The organism is Agromyces sp. S2-1-8 (assembly GCF_021129215.1).
GTDB lineage: Bacteria > Actinomycetota > Actinomycetes > Actinomycetales > Microbacteriaceae > Agromyces > Agromyces chromiiresistens.
Genome location: NZ_JAJOLP010000001.1, coordinates 3,617,686 through 3,636,112 on the forward strand (window position 1 = coordinate 3,617,686; position 18,427 = coordinate 3,636,112).

The 18,427-nt window shown below is 72.1% G+C and carries 19 protein-coding genes; 10 read left to right on the forward strand and 9 right to left on the reverse strand.

The genetic code is table 11. The features are described 5' to 3' along the window. Positions 1–61: 61 nt before the first annotated feature. Positions 62–556, forward strand: coding sequence for a DUF2510 domain-containing protein (locus LR269_RS16450; protein WP_231431835.1), 495 nt, complete (start codon positions 62–64; stop codon positions 554–556). A gap of 76 nt (positions 557–632) precedes the next feature. Here LR269_RS16450 and LR269_RS16455 read toward each other — a convergent pair whose 3' ends face one another. After that, positions 633–1,796 carry an epoxide hydrolase family protein gene (locus tag LR269_RS16455; protein WP_231431836.1) on the reverse strand — a complete coding sequence of 388 codons (1,164 nt, stop codon included), beginning with the start codon at positions 1,794–1,796 and terminating at the stop codon, positions 633–635. Positions 1,797–1,859: 63 nt separating this feature from the next. Between LR269_RS16455 and LR269_RS16460 the strand changes: the two genes are divergently transcribed. Beyond that, the gene (locus LR269_RS16460) at positions 1,860–2,813 is read left to right on the forward strand and encodes a YafY family protein (protein ID WP_231431837.1); all 954 of its coding nucleotides are present in this window, start codon (positions 1,860–1,862) and stop codon (positions 2,811–2,813) included. A 24-nt stretch (positions 2,814–2,837) separates the two neighbouring features. On the opposite strand, the gene LR269_RS16465 is transcribed toward LR269_RS16460, so the two are convergent. Both LR269_RS16465 and LR269_RS19045 read right to left on the reverse strand, forming a co-directional pair. Next, positions 2,838–3,365 carry a hypothetical protein gene (locus tag LR269_RS16465; protein WP_231431838.1) on the reverse strand — a complete coding sequence of 176 codons (528 nt, stop codon included), beginning with the start codon at positions 3,363–3,365 and terminating at the stop codon, positions 2,838–2,840. Between the two features lie 33 nt (positions 3,366–3,398). Continuing rightward, positions 3,399–4,190: a siderophore-interacting protein gene (locus LR269_RS19045; RefSeq protein ID WP_231431839.1), complete on the reverse strand. Its 792-nt coding sequence runs from the start codon at positions 4,188–4,190 to the stop codon at positions 3,399–3,401. Positions 4,191–4,416: 226 nt separating this feature from the next. Here LR269_RS19045 and LR269_RS16475 point away from each other — a divergent pair, with 226 nt between their 5' ends. Further along, entirely contained in the window at positions 4,417–6,312 is a 1,896-nt protein-coding gene (locus LR269_RS16475) for a choice-of-anchor A family protein (protein WP_231431840.1), read from the forward strand. 31 nt (positions 6,313–6,343) lie between these two features. Next, positions 6,344–6,517: a hypothetical protein gene (locus LR269_RS16480; protein ID WP_231431841.1), complete on the forward strand. Its 174-nt coding sequence runs from the start codon at positions 6,344–6,346 to the stop codon at positions 6,515–6,517. Between the two features lie 432 nt (positions 6,518–6,949). Here the strand turns inward: LR269_RS16480 and LR269_RS16485 are convergent, their stop codons facing one another. After that, complete coding sequence (locus LR269_RS16485; RefSeq protein ID WP_231431842.1) at positions 6,950–7,504, reverse strand: TetR/AcrR family transcriptional regulator; 555 nt, start codon at positions 7,502–7,504, stop codon at positions 6,950–6,952. Positions 7,505–7,581: 77 nt separating this feature from the next. Here LR269_RS16485 and LR269_RS16490 point away from each other — a divergent pair, with 77 nt between their 5' ends. Then, positions 7,582–8,508 carry an alpha/beta fold hydrolase gene (locus LR269_RS16490; protein WP_231431843.1) on the forward strand — a complete coding sequence of 309 codons (927 nt, stop codon included), beginning with the start codon at positions 7,582–7,584 and terminating at the stop codon, positions 8,506–8,508. A gap of 12 nt (positions 8,509–8,520) precedes the next feature. Beyond that, on the forward strand, positions 8,521–9,426 hold the full coding sequence (locus LR269_RS16495) for an alpha/beta fold hydrolase (RefSeq protein WP_231431844.1): 906 nt from the start codon (positions 8,521–8,523) through the stop codon (positions 9,424–9,426). A 3-nt stretch (positions 9,427–9,429) separates the two neighbouring features. Here LR269_RS16495 and LR269_RS16500 read toward each other — a convergent pair whose 3' ends face one another. Further along, positions 9,430–9,855, reverse strand: a complete 426-nt coding sequence (locus tag LR269_RS16500; protein ID WP_231431845.1) for a VOC family protein — start codon at positions 9,853–9,855, stop codon at positions 9,430–9,432. A gap of 51 nt (positions 9,856–9,906) precedes the next feature. Then, positions 9,907–10,485, reverse strand: coding sequence for a CGNR zinc finger domain-containing protein (locus LR269_RS16505; protein WP_231431846.1), 579 nt, complete (start codon positions 10,483–10,485; stop codon positions 9,907–9,909). Positions 10,486–10,551: 66 nt separating this feature from the next. Here LR269_RS16505 and LR269_RS16510 point away from each other — a divergent pair, with 66 nt between their 5' ends. After that, positions 10,552–11,844, forward strand: a complete 1,293-nt coding sequence (locus LR269_RS16510; protein WP_231431847.1) for an MFS transporter — start codon at positions 10,552–10,554, stop codon at positions 11,842–11,844. A gap of 69 nt (positions 11,845–11,913) precedes the next feature. Here the strand turns inward: LR269_RS16510 and LR269_RS16515 are convergent, their stop codons facing one another. Further along, positions 11,914–12,699, reverse strand: a complete 786-nt coding sequence (locus LR269_RS16515) for an MBL fold metallo-hydrolase (protein WP_231431848.1) — start codon at positions 12,697–12,699, stop codon at positions 11,914–11,916. A 73-nt stretch (positions 12,700–12,772) separates the two neighbouring features. Between LR269_RS16515 and LR269_RS16520 the strand changes: the two genes are divergently transcribed. The 3 genes from LR269_RS16520 to LR269_RS16530 all read left to right on the forward strand — a co-directional run bounded on the left by LR269_RS16520 (position 12,773) and on the right by LR269_RS16530 (position 15,011). Further along, positions 12,773–13,783, forward strand: a complete 1,011-nt coding sequence (locus tag LR269_RS16520) for a GlxA family transcriptional regulator (RefSeq protein WP_231431849.1) — start codon at positions 12,773–12,775, stop codon at positions 13,781–13,783. A 273-nt stretch (positions 13,784–14,056) separates the two neighbouring features. After that, entirely contained in the window at positions 14,057–14,662 is a 606-nt protein-coding gene (locus LR269_RS16525; protein WP_231431850.1) for a dihydrofolate reductase family protein, read from the forward strand. Positions 14,663–14,687: 25 nt separating this feature from the next. Then, positions 14,688–15,011, forward strand: a complete 324-nt coding sequence (locus LR269_RS16530) for a TfoX/Sxy family protein (protein ID WP_231431851.1) — start codon at positions 14,688–14,690, stop codon at positions 15,009–15,011. A 6-nt stretch (positions 15,012–15,017) separates the two neighbouring features. Here LR269_RS16530 and LR269_RS16535 read toward each other — a convergent pair whose 3' ends face one another. Then, positions 15,018–16,859: an SLC13 family permease gene (locus tag LR269_RS16535; RefSeq protein WP_231431852.1), complete on the reverse strand. Its 1,842-nt coding sequence runs from the start codon at positions 16,857–16,859 to the stop codon at positions 15,018–15,020. Positions 16,860–16,890: 31 nt separating this feature from the next. Continuing rightward, entirely contained in the window at positions 16,891–18,420 is a 1,530-nt protein-coding gene (locus tag LR269_RS16540; protein ID WP_231431853.1) for an ATP-dependent DNA ligase, read from the reverse strand. Positions 18,421–18,427 lie beyond the last annotated feature (7 nt).

Genomic DNA, 18,427 nt, shown 5'->3' on the forward strand with positions numbered 1-18,427 from the left:
GCATGGGTCCGCGCCTTCGCCGTATCCCGATAGCATCGACCAACCCCCGAGGAGGTAGAGGATGAGCGCAGACCCGACGATCTCGGCGCCGCCGGGATGGTACGAGGACCCCGAGGCACCGGACGTCCTCCGCTGGTGGGACGGGCACCGCTGGTCCGAGACCGGGTTCGCCCCGAAGCCGCTGCAGGGCTGGGGACCGCCAGCGCCCGACGCGACGAATCGCATCGCGCGGTGGGCCCGCACCGTCTTCTTCTGGGCGCTCGGCGTCGGGGTCTGCTTCTGGCTCCTCCCGATGATGCTCACGTTCCTTCCGGACCCCAGGGCTCAAACGGTCGGGGTCGTCCTCGTCTGGATCGGCGGCCTGCCCGCGTTCGTGCTCATGGTGCTAGCGATCGTGTTCGGCGCGATCGGCGCGCATCGAGCGGGGCAGCTCGACGGCATCGGCCGAGGTGCCGCCCTCACCGGGCTGTTCGGCGGCATCGGACTGCTCGCCGCGCCGGCGCTCCTCGCGCTCGTCGCGCCGCTTCTCGCCCTCGGCTTCGTCGCGAGCAACTAAGCCGGCGACTCGCGCGCGCAAACGCGAGCGGATGCCGTGAGCACGGGCCCACGGCATCCCGGTCGGCGATCTGCGCTCAGCTCGAGCGCAGCCCCGCGAAGAACTCCCGGATGTCTCCGACGACGAGCTCGGGCACCTCGAGCGCCGCGAAGTGCCCGCCGCGGTCGAAGCGACTCCAGTGCACGATGTTCGAGTTGTCGCGCTCGGCGAAGACCCTGATCGTCTGGAAGTCGTCGGCGAACACGGCGACACCGGTGGGCGCCGCGTTCACGGCGGGGGTGTCCCCCGCCGCGGCCGCCGCCGCAGCCGCACGGGCGTCCTCGAGGTACATGCGGCTCATTCCCGCCGCGGCGTTCGCGAACCAGTTGACGCTGACCTCGGTGAGGATCGCGTCGAGCGGCACGAGCGACGTGCCGTTGCCGAAGGAGTTGAAGAGCTCGCTGTAGGCGAGCAGCCCGACCGGCGAGTCGCTGAGCCCGACCGCGACGGTCTGCGGACGGCTCGCATTCATGGTGTTGTAGCCGCCGACCGACTGGAACCACTGCATGTGCTCGAGGCCCGCGTAGTCCTGCGGCTCGAGCCGTTCGAACTCGGCGGGGTCGCCCGAGGGGAACGAGAAGAGCTGCAGCACGTGGAGCCCGAGGAAGCCGTCTGGGTTCAGCAGGCCGAGCTCGCGGGCGACGAGCGCGCCGTTGTCGGAGCCGTGGATGCCGTACTCGTCGTACCCGAGCCGGCGCATGAGCTCGTCGTAGGCGCGGGCCACGCGGGCAGTGGTCCAACCGGCCCCGACCGGGTTCGAGGAGCCGAAGCCCGGGGCGTCGGGCACCACGACGTCGAACGCGTCCTCGGCGCGGCCGCCGTGCGCGACCGGGTCGACGAGCGGACCGATGAGGTCGAGGTAGTCGACCGACGAGCCGGGGTAGGTGTGCGCGAGCAGCAGCGGCGTCGCGCCCGGGTGCGGCGAGCGCACGTGGATGAAGTGGATCGGCTGCTCGTCGACCTCGGTGATGAAGTGCGGCACCGCGTTGATGCGGGCCTCGACGGCGCGCCAGTCGAGTTCGCGCCAGCGGTCCACGGCCTCGCGGAGATAGGAGTTCGGCGTGCCGGCATCCCAGTCGTCGACCGGGGCGGGCTGGGGCAGCCGGGTGCGCGCGAGGCGCTCGCGCAGGTCGTCGAGTTCGGCCTCGGCGACCTCGATGCGGAAGGGGCGGATGGCGGTGGAAGCGCTGGTCGTGTTCATGTCTTCGACGGTACGTTCGATATAGGCATGATTCGTTCCTAATTCGGAAGGAAGATCGACGCGATGACCGACACCGCCGCGCGCCTCCTCGCCCTGCTCTCGCTGCTGCAGTCTCGCCCCGACTGGAGCGGGTCCGAGCTCGCCCGGCGCCTCGACGTCACGCCGCGCACCATCCGCAACGACATCGATCGCCTCCGCGAGCTCGGCTACCCCGTCGACGCGACCCGCGGCGCGGCCGGCGGCTACCGACTCGGCGCCGGCGGCAAGCTGCCGCCGCTGCTGCTCGACGACGAGGAGGCGATCGCGGTCGCGGTCGGCCTGCGCGCCGCCACCGGCGTCGCCGGCATCGAGGAATCGAGCGGGCGGGCGCTCGCGAAGCTCGAGCAGGTGCTGCCCGCCAGGCTGCGGCCGACCGTCGCCGCCCTGCACGGAACGGTCGATCGCGCCCCCGAGAACACGGGGACCGACGCCCCCGACCCCGAGGTCGACCCCGCAGTGCTGCAGGCCGTCGCCGCCGCGATCCGCGACGTCGAGTGGCTCCGCTTCGACTTCAAGGGCGAACCCGTGCTCGTCGAGCCCTATCGGCTGCTGAGCTGGCAGCGACGCTGGCACCTGATCGCGCGCGACCCGCGCAGCAGCGTGTGGGGCACCTACCGGGTCGACTGGATCGAGCCCCGCATGCCGACCCGGCGGCGATTCGATCCGCAGCCGGTGCCGGGCGGCGACCCGACGGCCTTCGCGATGCGCACGATCGCGACGACGGGCTGGAACGTGCACGCCCGTCTGCACATCGCCGCGTCCGCCGAGGCCGTGCTCGATCGCATCAATCCCGCGGTCGGCGCCGTCGAACCGGTCGACGACGGCACCTCGGTCCTGATGACGGGTGCCGACAGCCTCGAGACCATCGCGGCGTACATCGGCATGCTCGGCATGGACTTCACGGTCGAGTCGCCCGCCGAACTCCGTTCGGTGCTGCGCACCTACTCCGAGCGGTACGCCCGAGCCGCTTCCGGTTGAATCGCCGGGGCATCGGGCTCGAGCTCACCCGAGTCCGACGCGGTCGGGCACCGCGGCGGCGACCGTGGGCAGCCAGGTGCCGACCTCCGGCCACGCCCGCGCGGCGGGCAACCGGCGCAGCAGCTGCGCGAGCGAGGCGTCGGCATCGGGCCACGGGATGACGCGACTGGGCGACGCGCTCGCGAGCACGCCGAGCCACCAGTGCTTCCACGTGACCGGCAGGTTCTCGGGGTGGATCACGACGTAGTAGTCGGGCACGCTGAGATCGTGCCGCCCTGCCGCCTCGAGCGCCCGGGCGATCTCGAGCTCGAGCACGCCGTAGGTCGAGAGGTCGTCGAAGAACTCCACCCAGGCCGCGGCGACGTGCGCGAGCGGGTCGTGGTCGTGCACGACGTACGGGGCATCGGAACCCGACGACCAACGGGCGACCTCGGCGTCGGAGGCATCGGGCAGCGATGCGGCCCGCACGTTCGCGAACCTCTCGAGCGCGTGGATGGCACTCGCCGTCTCATCTCCGACGACGACCAGCGTGGTGCTGGACGGAGCCTCCATCTTCGCAGTCTACGACCGCGGCGACCCGGCCGCTCAGCGGGCGCGCCAGTACCCGCAGAACGACACGTTCCGCTTCGGCGCGCCGCGCTCGTTCACGAGGTGGCGGCGGGCGCCGGTCGCCAGCTTCGACTCGCCTGCGGCGAACGCGTAGACCCTGCCGTCGGGGAACGGCAGCTCGCGCAGGTGCTCGAGGGCTGTGCGCCCGGCGGGCGCTTCGGGCCGGCGGATGACCCAGTGCACATCGAAGCCGGCCGGCGCATCGACGTGCTGGAAGTCGTCGGCGTCGGGGATCTCGACGATGGCGTGACCCCGGGTGTCGCGCGGAAGGTCGCGCAGGATGCCGAGCACCGCGGGCAGGGCGCTCTCGTCGCCGACGAGCAGCGTCCAGTCGGACTCGACCGGCTGGAATCCGCAACCCTGGTCGATGAGCGCGACCCGCGCACCGACCGGCAGGTCGTTCGCCCAGGGCCCGGCCACACCGGCCTCGCCGTGCACGACGAAGTCGATGTCGATCTCCCCCGTCTCGGCGCGGAACTCGCGCACGGTGTAGTTGCGGATGACGGGTCGCGTCGCCTTCGGCAGCGTCAGGTAGCGGAGATAGCCGGCCATGTCGTACGTCTCGGCGAGGTTGTCGAAGCGAGTGTCGCCGGCGGTCGGCACCGCGAGCCGGAACCACTGGTCGAATCCGAGGTGGCGCCAGTCGGCGATCCCGTCGCCCGCGACGGTCAGGCGCACGAAGTGCGGCGAGATTCGCGCCGCCCTCGTGACCTCGGCCTCGACGACGCCGCTCGATGCGTGCGTGATCGCGATGTTGCTGACTGCCACAGGGCCCTCCGTGCTACTTAGGTAACCCTAACCTAACCGATGCGATCCGATCGTGCATCCCGCTCGACACGCCCCGTCCAGCCGGCCCTTCGAAAGGAAACCTGAAAAACTCGCGCGACCTGCGTCATGATTCGCCGCCGTCACCGTCTCTCTGTTCGAGTGGTACCATCGTGCGCCCGCACGACGCCGACTCATCCCCCCGTCTGCAACACAGAGAGCCCGAGACGTGAAGCCCCAACGAATCCGACGCGCCCTCCGCACGGGCGCGACCATCGCCGCCGCCGGAAGCCTGGCCCTGATCGGCGCCGTGGCACTCGCCACCGCGGCGCCCGCCGCGCCTGCCAACGCCGCCGAACCGCTGCCGCTCTGCCCGCCCGACGGCGAAGCCCCGCCGATCGGCCCGGTGCCCACGTACACCGACTCGAATGTCGCGGTCTACGCCGGAGGCGACTTCCACGCGACCTCGAGCGCGGCCGAATCCGAGGGGCTCCTGCTCGTGCGCGGCAACGCGACCTTCGACAAGACGAGCGGCGGCGTGTTCAACGTCGGCGTGGTCGGCGCGGGCTCGGGCATCGTGCCGGCGGGCGGCGAGACCATGCTCGCGGTCGGCGGCGACCTCGTCGTCGGCGCGACGACGACGCTCGACGTCGGTGCGAACATCACCGGTGGCGGCGCCGTGAAGGTCGGCGGCACCTCGACCGGCACCGTCGTCACGAACGGCGGCGGAATCCAGACCGGCCTCGGCCAGGCCGCCGCGATGGACCCGAACGCCGACTTCCACACCGTCGTCGCCGACGCCTCGGCCGATCTCGCGGGCCACCCTGCCACCGGCACCACGCTCGTCTCGGGCAACCAGGTCGAGTTCGTCGGCACGCCCGGCGACGACCCGCAGGTCTTCACGCTCGACACCGGTGCGATCTCGGCGATCACCGAGATCACGTTCACCTCGGTGCCCACGGATGCGCCGATCGTCATCAACGTCACCGGCGACGACGTGGCGTTCGCGCCGAACTACTTCGCGATCGACGGCGTGCGCGTCGACGACCTCACGAGCGCCGAGTTCGGCAACGCCGCATCGCGCATCCTCTGGAACTTCACCGACACGACGACGCTGCTCGTCGGCGGCACGAGCCAGGTCATGGGCTCGATCCTCGCGCCGAACGCCGACGCCGAGATCACAGCCTCGACCAACGGTCGCGTGCACGTCGGCGGCGACCTCACCACCCGCGGCGCGGGCAACGAGCTGCACAACTACCCCTGGACCGGCGGCGGCCCGCTCGGCTGCCAGAAGGTCGGCGGCTTCTCGGCCGCGAAGACCGTGTCCGGCCCCGAAGCCGGCGACGTGCCCGCCGAGACCGAGTTCACGCTCGCGTACTCGTACGACCTCGACGGCGAGACCGTCACCGACCAGCTCACCCTCCTCGCCGACGGCACGGTCGTCGACGGCCCGCAGGACCTGCCGGTCGGCACGATCGTCGACTTCGAGGAGGTCGACCTGCCCGCCGTCCCCGGTGTCGAATGGGGCACCCCGACGATCAGTCCCGAACAGGTCACGATCGCCGAGGGCGCGAACACGCTCGTGAGCGTCACGAACCGCGCCGGAGCCGACGTCGTCACGACGGCCGGCGGCTTCTCGGCCTCGAAGGAGATCGCGGGCGACGCGGCGGGCGATGTTCCCGCCGGCACGACCTTCACGCTCGCGTACTCGTACGACCTCGGCGGCGAGACCGTCGACGGAGCACTCTCGCTGCCGGCCGACGGCACGGTCGTGGACGGACCGCAGGACCTGCCCGCCGGCACGGTCGTCACGTTCGAAGAGGTCGACCTGCCCGCGATCGACGGCATCGAGTGGGGCACGCCCGAGCTCAGCGCTTCGACCGTCACGATCGCCGACGGCGAGAACGTCGAGGTCACGGTGACGAACACCGCCGCCGCGGTGACGCCGACGCCGTCGCCCGGGCCCGGCCCGTCGCCGAGCCCGTCGCCCTCCAGCCCGGCGGCTCCGGGTCACGGCGACCTCGCCGAGACGGGCTTCGACGGCCTCGCACCGATGATCGCCGGCGGGCTCGCCCTGCTGGTCGGTGCCGCACTGTTCGTGGCCGCCCGCCGCCGGAAGGCCTGAGCAACGGGGCTCCGGCCCTGATCGAACGAGGATGCCTCGTGCCGCACCTGCGGCACGAGGCATCCTCGTTCTCGGGGTGGCGCCGCGCACGCTCTGCTCATCGCCGCTCGTCGCGCAGACGAGCAAGTCGACCTCTTCGGGCAGCGCGATCTGCGAGGTCTTCACGATCGGCCCCGAGGCGACCGCGTTGTCGACGTCGGAGTAGATCTCGAAGTGGATGTGCGGCCGGCGCCCCGAATAGCAGGCGGGGTAGTTGGAGGTGGACCGCACGGTACCCGTCTCGTCGGTCGCCTGCACGGCGCGCGGGTAGTTCTCGTGCTCGACGCCCGGGGAGCACAACGAGTAGTTCCCGGCGCGATCGCCGTGCCAGAGGTAGACGCCGGCTCCGACGAGGGCAGCGTCGTGAGCCCGATGCCGACGAAGATGCCGAGTGCGCGACGGCGATCGACGAGGGTGCGGATGTCGTGGACGAGGCCCCGGTGGTCCTCGTCGATCTCGTTGCCGTCGGCGTCGACCCAGCGGCGGTCGGCCTCGCGGGCGGTGTTCGTCGATCGGGCGTCGGTTCGGTCGGTCACGGCTGGCTCCTCACGTCGGCAGCGAGCATTGCCCGGATGCCTCGCCTCGGGCTGTGCGACCGCTACGCCTCTGCCATGAGTGCGCGCACCGCCCGCTCGAGGAGGGGTCGCGCGTCGAGCACCGGGTCGACGGTGAGCCGGTGCAGGACCAGTCCGTCGCCGAGCGCCATGACGGTCTTCGTCGCGGTCGCCGGGTGCGGCATGCCGAAGCCGACCAGGAACGCTTCCGTCCAGCGTTCGAACTCGAGTCGCTGCCGGCGCAGCGGGGTGCCGAGCTCGGGGTCGCTGCCGAGCTCGAGCCACAGCGAGTACCGCGCTCGGGTTCTCGCGGCGAGCGGTCCGGTCTGCAGGTCGAAGATCTGGCAGAGCCCCTCGACGAACTCGTCGGGGCTGCGAGGGGCCGGCGCGCCGGAGGAGTCGAAGTCGGCGCGCTCCTGCTCGGCGAGGTGGTCGACGCAGCCGGCGAGGAGCGACCTGCGGGTGCGGAACCAGTTCGAGGTGCTGCCGGCGGGCAGCCCGGCGGCCGCATCGACCCTGGCGTGGGTGAGCGCGCGCACCCCCTCGGTGCCGAGCAGCTCGATCGCCGCATCGAGGGCACGATCTCGGGTCGTGGGCATGTACACCTCGCTCGTTCGGGTCTACTATGAACATAGTCCTACTACGAACGTAGTAGCGCCGCGACGAAGGAGTCGTCATGGACGAGCACGCACGCCACACGCTCGAGGCCCGAGCACCCACCTGGTCGCCGCCGCTGCCCGACGCGCCCGGCTTCGAGCATCTGGTCGTCGAGACGCCCGGACTGCGCAGCCACGTGGCGACGATCGGCGAGGGCGAACCCGTCGTGCTGCTGCACGGATTCCCCGAACACTGGTGGATGTGGCGGGAGGTCGCGCCACGGCTCGCCGCCGCCGGCTATCGGGCCGTCTGCCCCGACCTGCGCGGCACGGGCTGGACCGAGGCGGTCGACCCGCGCATCGGGCCCGAGACGTACCTCGACGATCTGATCGCCCTCCTCGACGCGCTCGCCCTCGAACGATCGCGGTTCCTCGCCCACGACATGGGCGCGATCCCGGCCGCTCAGCTCGCGTACCGGCATCCCGAGCGCGTTCGCTCCCTCGTGCAGCTCTCGGTGCCGCCGTTCTTCATGGGGTTCAGCCCGAAGCTCGCGCCGGGGTTCCGGCACATGCCGCGGCTCCTCGCGCACCGCCCGGGCCGCTCGCTCGACTGGCTCTACGACGAGGGCCACATCGCGCACCCGCCGTCGGCTGCGACGGTCGCGGCGCACCTGGCGCCCGCGTCGCGCCCCGAGGTCGACGGCGCCGTCCGCCGGATCTTCGGCGGCATGGCGATACCGATGTCGCTGCGGTTCGCACGCGGCGAGTACCGCCGACAGCGGCTGCACCCCCCGACGCTCGTCGTGTTCGGCCGCCTCGACCATCCCTGGGACGAGTCGCTCATCAGGCGACTGTGCCGCGACGCCGACCGGTACGCCGACGACTTCGGGCTCGCGTTCGTCGACGACGCCGCGCACTTCATCGTCGACGATGCGCCCGACGCGGTCGCCGAGCTCGCGCTCGACCACTTCGGGCGCACGACCGAGCCGTCCCCACGCACCGAGTAGCCGGAGGTCATCATGGACGCATCCGTTCCCCGCACCGTCCCCGCCGACGCGTCGACCTGGTCGCCGCCGTTGCCTGCGGCGACCGGCTTCGACCACTTCGTCGTCGAGACGCCCGGCCTGCGCAGCCATGTCGCCGCGATCGGCGAGGGCGAGCCGGTCGTGCTGCTGCACGGATTCCCGCAGCACTGGTGGCAGTGGCGCGAGATCGCACCGCGGCTCGCCGAGCACGGGTACCGGGCGATCTGCCCCGACCTCCGCGGCGCGGGTTGGACGGCGGCCGACGACCCGCGCATCCGGCGCGAGACGCGACGGCACGACCTCGTCGCCCTGCTCGACGTGCTCGAGCTCGACCGGGTGCGGCTCGTCTGCCACGACATGGGTGCGATCACGGGAGCGCAGTTCGCCTATGCCCACCCCGAGCGCGTCGCCTCGATGGTGATGCTCTCGGTGCCGCCGACGTTCATGTCGTTCAGCCCGAAGCTGATGAGCGGGCTCGATCACCTGCCGCCGCTCAGCCTGCACCGACGCGGCCGCTCGCTCGCCTGGCTCTTCACCGACGAGTACGCGGCGCAGGGCTTCGCGCCCGAGACGGTGGAGTCGTACCTCTCACCGACGCGCCGACCCGAGATCGACGGCGCGATCGGCAGGCTGTACCGCGGCATGATCCTGCCCGAGGCGGGCCGGATCTTCCGCGGGGCCTACAAGAAGCAGCGCCTGCATGCCCCGACGCTGATCGTGTTCGGCCGCCACGACGAGCCGTTCACCGAAGACCTCGTGCGGCGGATCTCGGGCGATCCGGCCCGGTTCGCCGACCGCCTCGAGTTCGCCTTCGTCGACGGCGCCGCGCACTTCATCACCGACGACGCCTCCGACGCCGTCTCGGCGCTCGCACTCGACTGGTTCGAGCGCGCGGGGTGAGCACTACATGGCCGTCGTGCCGTCGCTCATCACCGGCGTGATGAGCCCGAACAGGTTGCCGTCGGGGTCGTGGAGGTAGGCGCCGCGGCCGACGCCCTCCATGTCCTCGGGCGGCAGCGCCTCGGTCCCGCCGAGTTCGATGCCTCGCGCGAAGAGGGCATCGACGTCATCGACGCCGACCACGATGTTGCAGCCGTTGACCGCGGCACCGGGTTCGGGCGCAGGACCCTGTCGCTGCGTGAGCCCGCCGTTGATGCCGTTGCCCGGCTTGCCCTCGACGTTGCCGATGGCGCCCTCACCGGTGTCGATCACCCAGTAGGGCGTGTCGCCGAACTGCGTGAAGCTCCACCCGAGCAGCTGGGAGTAGAAGTCGACGAGCCGCTGCGGCTCGCTCGCGTGGATCTCGAAGTGCACGACCAGGTTGGCCATCGTCCGTCCCTCCTCGAGCGGCCGGCGGTCGCGGCCGTCACGCGGCACAGGCTACGCCGGGCCCGCGACATCCTCCACCGGGTCGATCGCGGTGCGACGGCGATGGTAGTGCCGGTAGGCCTTGTCGCGATTGCCGCACATCTCCATCGAGCACCAGCGGCGCGCGTGGTTGCGGCTCGTGTCGACGAACAGCCAACCGCAGCTCGGGCACTCCTTCACGCGCGCGAGCCGGTCGCCCGTGAGCTCGTCGACCGCCGACTCGGCGAAGCGGGCGACGAGGGCCTCGACGCCCCAGCGCTCGGGCCAGTCGCGCGAGACGGATGCTCCGTCGACGACGAATCCGTGGGCCTCGAGGCCGCGGGCGTGGGCGGTCGCGATGACGCGCACCGCCGCGGGATCGCCGGTCTCGCCCGCGGCGATCGCGGCGAACACCTCCGTGATCGCGGTGCGGAGCCGGGCGAGCCGCCGATGGCCCTGCTCGTCGATCGTCGCCTCGAGCGGCAGCCCGAGCGAGTCGGCCCACGCTGCGGCGACCGCGGGGTCGGCGAGCCAGTCGGTCTTCTGGTCGCGGCCGGTCACCGAGTTCACGAGTTCGAGCGCGAGGGAGTTCGCGACGTGTTCGAATTCCACTGACCCATTCTCTCACCTGTTCGATGGGATTGACAGGTTACACACTCCAAGCGTAGCCTCACCGCTATGGAGCATTTTACTGGTGAGGTGATCGACGAGGCGACCGACGAGGCGACGAAGCCCGGGCCGTTCGGCTGGCTGTGGGCCGGCGCGGGCGCCGCCAACCTCGGCGACGGGGTCATGCTCACCGCCCTGCCCCTCATCGCGCTCACCGCCGGCGCGTCGCCGGGTGAGATCGCGCTCGTCGCGACGATCGCGACGATCGCGTGGCCGCTCTTCGGGCTGCACGCGGGGTGGATCGTCGACCGGGTCCCGGCACCGCGCCTGCTTGCGACCGTCAACGCGATCCGCGTGATCGCCTTCGCGGGGCTCACCGTCGTCGTCGTGCTCGACGGGCCCGTCGTCGCGGCCGTGCTCGGTGCCGCGTTCGTCTACGGTGTCGCCGAGACCCTCGTCGACACGTCGCTCGTCGCCGCCGTGCCGGCGACCGTGCCCGGCAGCGCCCTGACGAGCGCGAACGCCCGCCTCGAGGCGACCGTGAACGTCGCGAACCAGCTCGTCGGCCCACCGCTCGCGGGATGGCTCGTCGGCATCTCGTCGGCGCTGTCCGCCGCGACGGGCAGCGGCCTGTACGCGCTCGCGGGTCTCGCCGCCGTCGGGCTGGCCGCGGGATGGCGTCGGTCGCGGTCCGGTGTCGCGACGACGGCGGGCGGCGGCGCACCTTCCGCCCGGGCCGGCCGGGTGCGCGACGGCATCCTCTTCCTGTGGCGGCATCCGCTGCAGCGCTCGCTGACGCTGCTCACCGCGGCGATGAACCTCGTGTGGGGCATGTGGCTCGCGCTCTTCGTCGTGCACGCCGTCGCACCAGGGCCGCTCGGCCTCTCCCCCGCCGCGTACGGCTGGCTGCTCACGGCGATGGCCGCGGGCGGCATCGGTGCGTCGCTCGTGACGAGCGCGCTGCAACGCACGTTCGGCAGTGGCGTGCTGCTCTTCGTCGACTGCCTCGGCACGATCGCCCTCGTCGCCCCGTCGGCGTTCGGCGCGCCGTTGTGGGCCGTCGCCGCCGGCGTCGTCGTCGCCGGGGCGGGCTCGAGCATCTGGCGCATCGTCGTCTCGGTCATCCGGCAGCGGACGACGCCCGCCGGGCTCATCGGCCGGGTGTACGCCGCGTCGCGCGTCATCAGCTGGGGCGCGCTGCCCCTCGGCTCGGCGATCGCCGGCCTCGGCGCGGCCTCGTTCGGCGTCGAGTCGGTCTTCACGGCCGCGACCGTCGTCGCGGTCGTGGCCGCGGCCGGCTACGTCGTCGTCTGGCGACGTCGTCTGGCCGGGGCGCCCGGGCCGGTGGGCGAGCAGCACTGAGCGCCGGTCGTGCGCGGTGCGGGTGCCCGCCGTCGCGGCACGGCGGGCACCCGGTCGGGAGCGGGCCGATCAGCCGACGGAGACGCTCTCGCCCCGGACGGGCACGCGGAGGCGATCGGCGAGCCCCGCTCGTGCGAATGCGCGCGCGAGCTCGTCGACGCCCTCGGTGAAGTGACCCCAGCCCTCGGCGTGCACGGGCACGATCAGCGCATCGCCGAGCGCGAGCGCCGCCGCGATCGCCGTGCCCGAGTTGAGCGTGATGTCGACGTCGCCGAACGCGCCGACGTTCGCCCCGCCCGCGAACAGGATCGCGACCTCGATCGGCCCGACCCGCTCGGCGACCTCGCGCACCACGTCGACCGAGGCGTTGTCGCCCGAGACGTACACGACCGGCTCGCCCGGGGCCCGCAGCACGAACCCGGTCACGACGCCCGTCACGGCCTCGGCACCCTCCGGGCCGTGCAGCGCCGGAACACCGGTCACCTCGACGTCGCCGACCTGCACGGTCTGCCAGTTCTCGAGCCCCGTCACGCCTGGGATGCGCTCGGCCGCGCCGGGCGTCGAGAACACCTTCGGCACCCGGGCGAGCAGGTCGCGCCCGGCGTGGTCGAGGTTGTCGGCGTGCTCGTCGTGCGAGAGCAGCACGACATCGATGCGGCCGAGCTCGTCGGGCGAGAGCGCCGGACCGGTGAGCTTGTGCAGGTCGACGCGGCCGGGGTACACGCCCGGCTCGTCGAAGGTGGGGTCGGTGAGGAAGGTCAGGCCGGCGTACTCGAACGCGACCGTCGGGCCGCCGACCAGACGGACGGACAGGGCGGTGGCGGCGGTGGTCGTGGACGTGGAGGTTTCGGTCATGTTCCGATGCTCGCGGCTCGAACACTTTCGAGCCAGTGGCCCGCAGGCGATGCTGCGATAAGATCAGGCCAACATGGATGCCTCGCCCCTGCCCCGCGTGGTCGTGCTCGCGTTCGACGGAATGAGCCCGTTCCACCTCTCGGTGCCCACGCTCGTGCTCGGGGCGGCGGGCCTCGACGGCGCCGAAGCGCTCTACCGGGTGACGGTCTGCGCCGAGCGGCCCGGTTCGCTCACGACCGGAGCCGGCTTCTCGATCGCGGTCGACGCGGGGCTCGAGGCGTTCGACGACGCGGATACGATCGTGATCCCGAGCTGGTCCGTCGATCGCGAGCCGTCCGGGCGGCTGCTCGAGTCGATCCGCACGGCCCACGCTCGCGGCGTGCGCATCGTCGGACTCTGCCTCGGCGCGTTCGTCGTCGCCGCCTCCGGCATCGCCGACGGCCGTGAGGTCACGACGCACTGGGCGCTCGCCGACCGCCTCGCCGACGAGCATCCCGGCGTCGTCGTCCGCCGCGACATCCTCTGGTCGGACCTCGGCGACGTCGTCACCTCCGCGGGGGTCGCCGCCGCGCTCGACTGCTGCCTGCACCTCGTTCGCGCCGACCACGGCAGCGCCGCGGCCACCCGGTACGCCCGGTCGCTCGTGCTCGCACCGCATCGCAGCGGCTCACAGGCGCAGTACATCCCGGTGCCGATCGCCGATCCCGCGGGCGACGATCCCATCGAGGTGGCGATGGCGTGGGCCAGGGCGCGCGTGGCCGACCCGATCGACCTCGACTCGTGGGCCAGGGCGGTGCACCTCTCCCGGCGCACCTTCACCAGGCGGTTCCGCGATCGAACGGCGACGAGTCCGCAGCAGTGGCTGCTCGAGCAGCGCGTCGACCACGCGAGGTCGATGCTCGAGAGCGACGACGTCCCGGTCGAGCTCGTCGCCGCGAGATCGGGCTTCGGCAGCGCCGTCACGCTGCGTCACCACTTCCAGCGCCGGCTCGGCGTGAGCCCCGCGGCGCATCGCGCGCTCTTCCGAGGGCGGACGACAGCTTCTCGGCCGACGTCGGCGGCGGCATCCCCGGCGGAGCTGTAGGAACTCTCGCGCGGCACGCCGATCATCCGGGACCCGGCACGGGCGTGCCGCGCGCGAGTTCCTACAGCTCGGCCGGCGGAGGCCGAGGCATCCGTGACCGGGATGCCGCGGCCCGGGCGGCGGCCCGGTGACGCTGCTGTTGCGGCATCCCGCCCGGGGGTTCCATCCCGGGCCGAAGGCGCGAATGATGGAGAGCGGTGCGGAGCACGCCCGCGAACCGCACCGACGACGAGCCGAGGCGCCCGTACCGCCCGGCATGCGAAGGAGCGAATCATGGGCATCATCGCCGCCGACCTGTTCGTCACGCTCGACGGGGTGTACCAGGCCCCGGGCGGCCCCGACGAAGACGAGGAGCACGGGTTTCCGTACGGCGGATGGCAGGCGCCGTACCTCGACGACGAGAACGGTGCCGACATCATGGCCGGCATCGACCGGCTCGACGCGCTGCTGCTCGGACGCAAGACCTACGACATCTTCGCGGCGTACTGGCCGCACCAGACGGGTCCGATCGCCGAGAAGTTCGACGCGGTGCCGAAGTTCGTCGTCTCGCGCACGCTCCGCGACGCGGAGTGGGAGGGCACGACCGTGCTCGGCGACGCCGCACGCGACCTGCCCGCCGTGAAGGAGCGGTTCACGGAGATCCACACGATCGGCAGCGGCGACCTGCTGCAGACCCTCCTCGACGAGGACCTCGTCGACCGGTTGAACCTGTTCGTCTACCCGGTCGCGTTCGGCACCGGCAAGCGGGTCTTCCGCGACGGGGCGAAGCCGGCGGCGTTCACCCTCGCCGAGCCCGCGCGCACGTACCGCAGCGGCGCGATCGGCCTCGCGTACGACCGGGCCGGAGTCCCGGTGACGGGGATCAGGGTCGACGGGTGAACGTCTGAGCGGGAGGACCGACGACGTGGCGACGCGCGACGAGGGCTTCGCACTCCTCGAAGAGCTCGCGCCGGCATTGCTCGCCGAGCCCGACGTGGGCTTCGGCCGCATGTTCGGCTCGGAGGGCCTGTCGGTGCGCGGCAAGTTCTTCGCGTTCGTGTCGTCGCAGGGCGACCTCGTCGTGAAGCTCGATGCCGACCGCATCGAGGAGTCCGGCCTCGACAACATGGTGATGCGCGGGCGACCGATGCGGGAGTGGGCGGTCGTGCCCGTCGGCGAGGGCGTCGATCGGTGGCGCGAGGTCGCGCGTGAGGCGTACGAGTTCGTCGACTCGATCACGCCGCGCTGAGACGGCTCAACCGTTCGGGTACAGCGGCAGCAGCCAGGGAACCATGGTGATCGCCACGATCATCACGACGAGGGCGAACGGCGTGCCGATCCGCATGAAGTCCGCGAACCGATAGCGGCCCGGTCCGAGCACGAGCGTGTTCACGGGCGACGACACGGGCGTCATGAACGCGGCCGAGGCTGCCAGCATGACGACCATCGCGAACGGGTACGGCGAGGCCCCGAGCTTCTCGGCGGTGGCGATCGCCACGGGCCCCATGAGCACCGCCGTGGCGGTGTTCGACACGAACAGCCCGATCACCGCGGTCGTGGCGAACAGGCCCGCGAGCAGCACGACGGGACTCCCCTCGCCGAGGAGGCCGGTCAGGGCGTCGACCGCGAGGTCGATGCCGCCCGTGCGTTCGAGGGCGAGCGCGAAGGGCAGCATGCCCACGATCAGCAACAGCGTCGGCCAGTGGATCGACCGGTAGGCGCTCGGCATGTCGATGCAGCCGAACGCGCCCATCATGAGGCACGCGATGAGCGCGGCGATCACGTTCGGCACGATGCCCGTGACCATGAGCACGACCATGACGACGACGCTGAGCAGCGCGTACGGCGCGCGGTTCGCCGCGGGCGACTGCTCGCGCACCTCGGCGGGAAGCTCGAGTGCGACGAAGTCCGTGCTGCGGGCGGTGAGCCGCTTGACGTCGTCCCAGGCCCCGACGACGAGCAGGGTGTCGCCCAGTCGTACGCGTTCGGCGGCGAGCGAGCCCGGCAACGCCTCGGTGCCGCGACGCAGGCCGATCACGTCGATCCGGTACAGCTCGCGGGTGCGCAGTTCGCCGACGGTCCGGCCCAGCGCGGCCGAATTCGGCGGCGGCATCACCTCGCCGAGGCCCACCTCGCGGGATCGCTCGGCGAGGAACCCCTCGTCGACCGGGAGGACGCGCAGGTGCAGGCGGCGCAGGTCCTCGGCGAGGTCGTCGCGAGGTGCGAAGACGTCGACGAGCAGCACGTCGCCCCTGACGACCGGTGACGACAGTCCGGTCGCCGTGACGCGGAGCGTGCGCTGCAGCCACCGACGGCGCTCCACGGCGATGACGCGCATGCCGTGCCGGTGCAGGTCGATCTCGGTGGGACTCCGCCCGATGAGCGGCGACCCGCGCCCGACCTGCACTCGCCGATCGCGGTCGGCGAGCCGGTAGTCGCGCATGAGGTGACCGTACGTGCGGTCGTCCGCTGCCGAGTCGTCGGCCGTGTCGGCGCCGAGGAACCGGCGGGCGATCAGCAGGTAGCCGATGCCGAGCGCGAGCACCACGAGCCCGAACGGGGTGACCGAGAAGAACCCGAACCCCGCTTCGCCCGCACGCACGAGCTCGGCGTCGATCACGAGGTTCGGCGCGGTGGCGATGAGGGTCAGCATGCCGCTGATGAGCGCGGCGAAGCTCAGCGGCATCATGAGCTGGCGCGGCGAGATGCGCAGTCGCGTGGCGATGCTCAGCACGACCGGGATGAAGATCGCCACGACCCCGGTCGAGCTCATGAAGGCGCCCAGCAGCGCGACGCCCAGCATGAGCAGCACGATGAGCCGGGTACTGCTCGTTCCGGCCCTCGCCGAGAGCCAGTCGCCCAGCCGGTAGGTGAGCCCGGTGCGCGAGAGCCCTTCGCCGATCACGAAGAGCGCGGCGATGAGCACGACGTTGGGGTCGGAGAACCCAGACAGCGTCTCAGGGACCGTCAGCACCCCGGTGAGCGGAAGGGCGACGAGGAGACCCACCGCGACGACGTCCATGCGCGGACGGTTGATCGCGAACATCACGATCGACGCGACGAGCAGGGTGAGCACAACCAGCAGTTGCCAGTTCACGCTGCCACAGTATCGGCCGGGCGACCGGCCGTCACCCGCGCAGCAGCCCCCGCAGGGTCTGGATCGTGTCGGCGTCGGCCGGCCGCTTGTCGTCGCGATAGCCCTTGACGCGCGCGAAGCGCAGGGCGATGCCGCCGGGGTAGCGGCTCGACCGCTGCACGCCGTCGATCGCGATCTCGACGACGGTGACGGGCTCGACCCAGACCGTGTGCGGGGTGCGCCGCACCTCGATCTCTTGGAAGCGCTCGGTCTGCCAACGCAGCAGCTCGTCGGTGAGGCCCTTGAACGTCTTGCCGACCATGACGTAGCCGCCGGGCTCGCCGAACTCGCCATCGGGATCGAGTGCGCCGAGGTGCAGGTTGGAGAGCCAGCCCGTGCGGCGCCCCGAACCCCACTCGCACGCGAGCACGACGAGGTCGTACATGTGCACCGGCTTGACCTTGACCCAGCTCGACCCGCGCCGCCCGGCGGCATACGTCGAGCCGATCGCCTTGACGACGACCCCCTCCTGCCCCGCTGCGAGCGCCTCGGCCGAGACCCGCTCGGCCGTCTCGGCGTCGGCGGTCACCTCTCCGGGGATGCGGTGCGCGGGCGCGATGCGCTCGAGCTCGGCGAGCCGCGTCGCGAGCGGCTCGTCGAGCAAGTCGCGTCCGTCGACATGCAGCACGTCGAAGAACCAGGGATGAAGCACCGTCTCGCGGGCGCGCTCGGCGCCGAACCGCGACATCGTCTCTTGGAAGGGGCGCGGCGCCCCCTCTTCGTCGAGCGAGAGCGTCTCGCCGTCGAGGATCACGTCGCGCACGGGCAGCGAACGCACCACCTCGACGACCTCGGGCAGCCGGTGCGTGACGTCGGCGAGGTTGCGCGTGAAGACCCGCACGTCGTCGCCCTCGCGATGCACCTGGATGCGCGCGCCGTCGAGCTTGTACTCGACGGATGCCTCACCCGTGAGCTCGATCGCGGCGGTCGGCGTCGATGCGGTCGCGGCGAGCATCGGCAGCACGGGCCGACCCACGACGAGCCCGACCGCCTCGAGCTGTTCGACCGTACCGGTGAGCGCGAGCCGCGCGGTCTCGCCGAGGTCGCCCGAGAGCATGGCCGCACGGCGCACGACGTCGCCCGGCCGGTCGGCCGCGCGTGCGATCGCATCGGTGAGCACGCCCTCGAGCGCCCCCGTGCGCATCTCGCCGAGCAGCACGCCGCCGAGGAAGTGCTGCTCGCGGTCGGTCGCGCGCCCGAGCAGGTCGGCCAGTTCGCGAGCACGGTCGCCCGACGAGCCGGCACCGCCCGCCGCGGCGAGCCGGTCGAGCGTCTCGTCGAGCTCGTCGACCGTGAGCGACGGCTCGACTGCCGCCTGCGTGGCATCGACCGCGGCGGCGAGCCCGCGCCAGCCGACGCCGACCCGACCCTGTCGCGGCTTGCCGACGAGGAAGCCCACGGCGGGCGCGATCTCGTCGGGTTCGAGCCGGCGCAGCAGTTCGGCGAGCGCGTCGACCTTCGCGAGGCGCGACCGGGTCGACGCGACGGCGTCGGCGGTGGTGACGAGCTCTTGGAGCAGCACGCGCCCA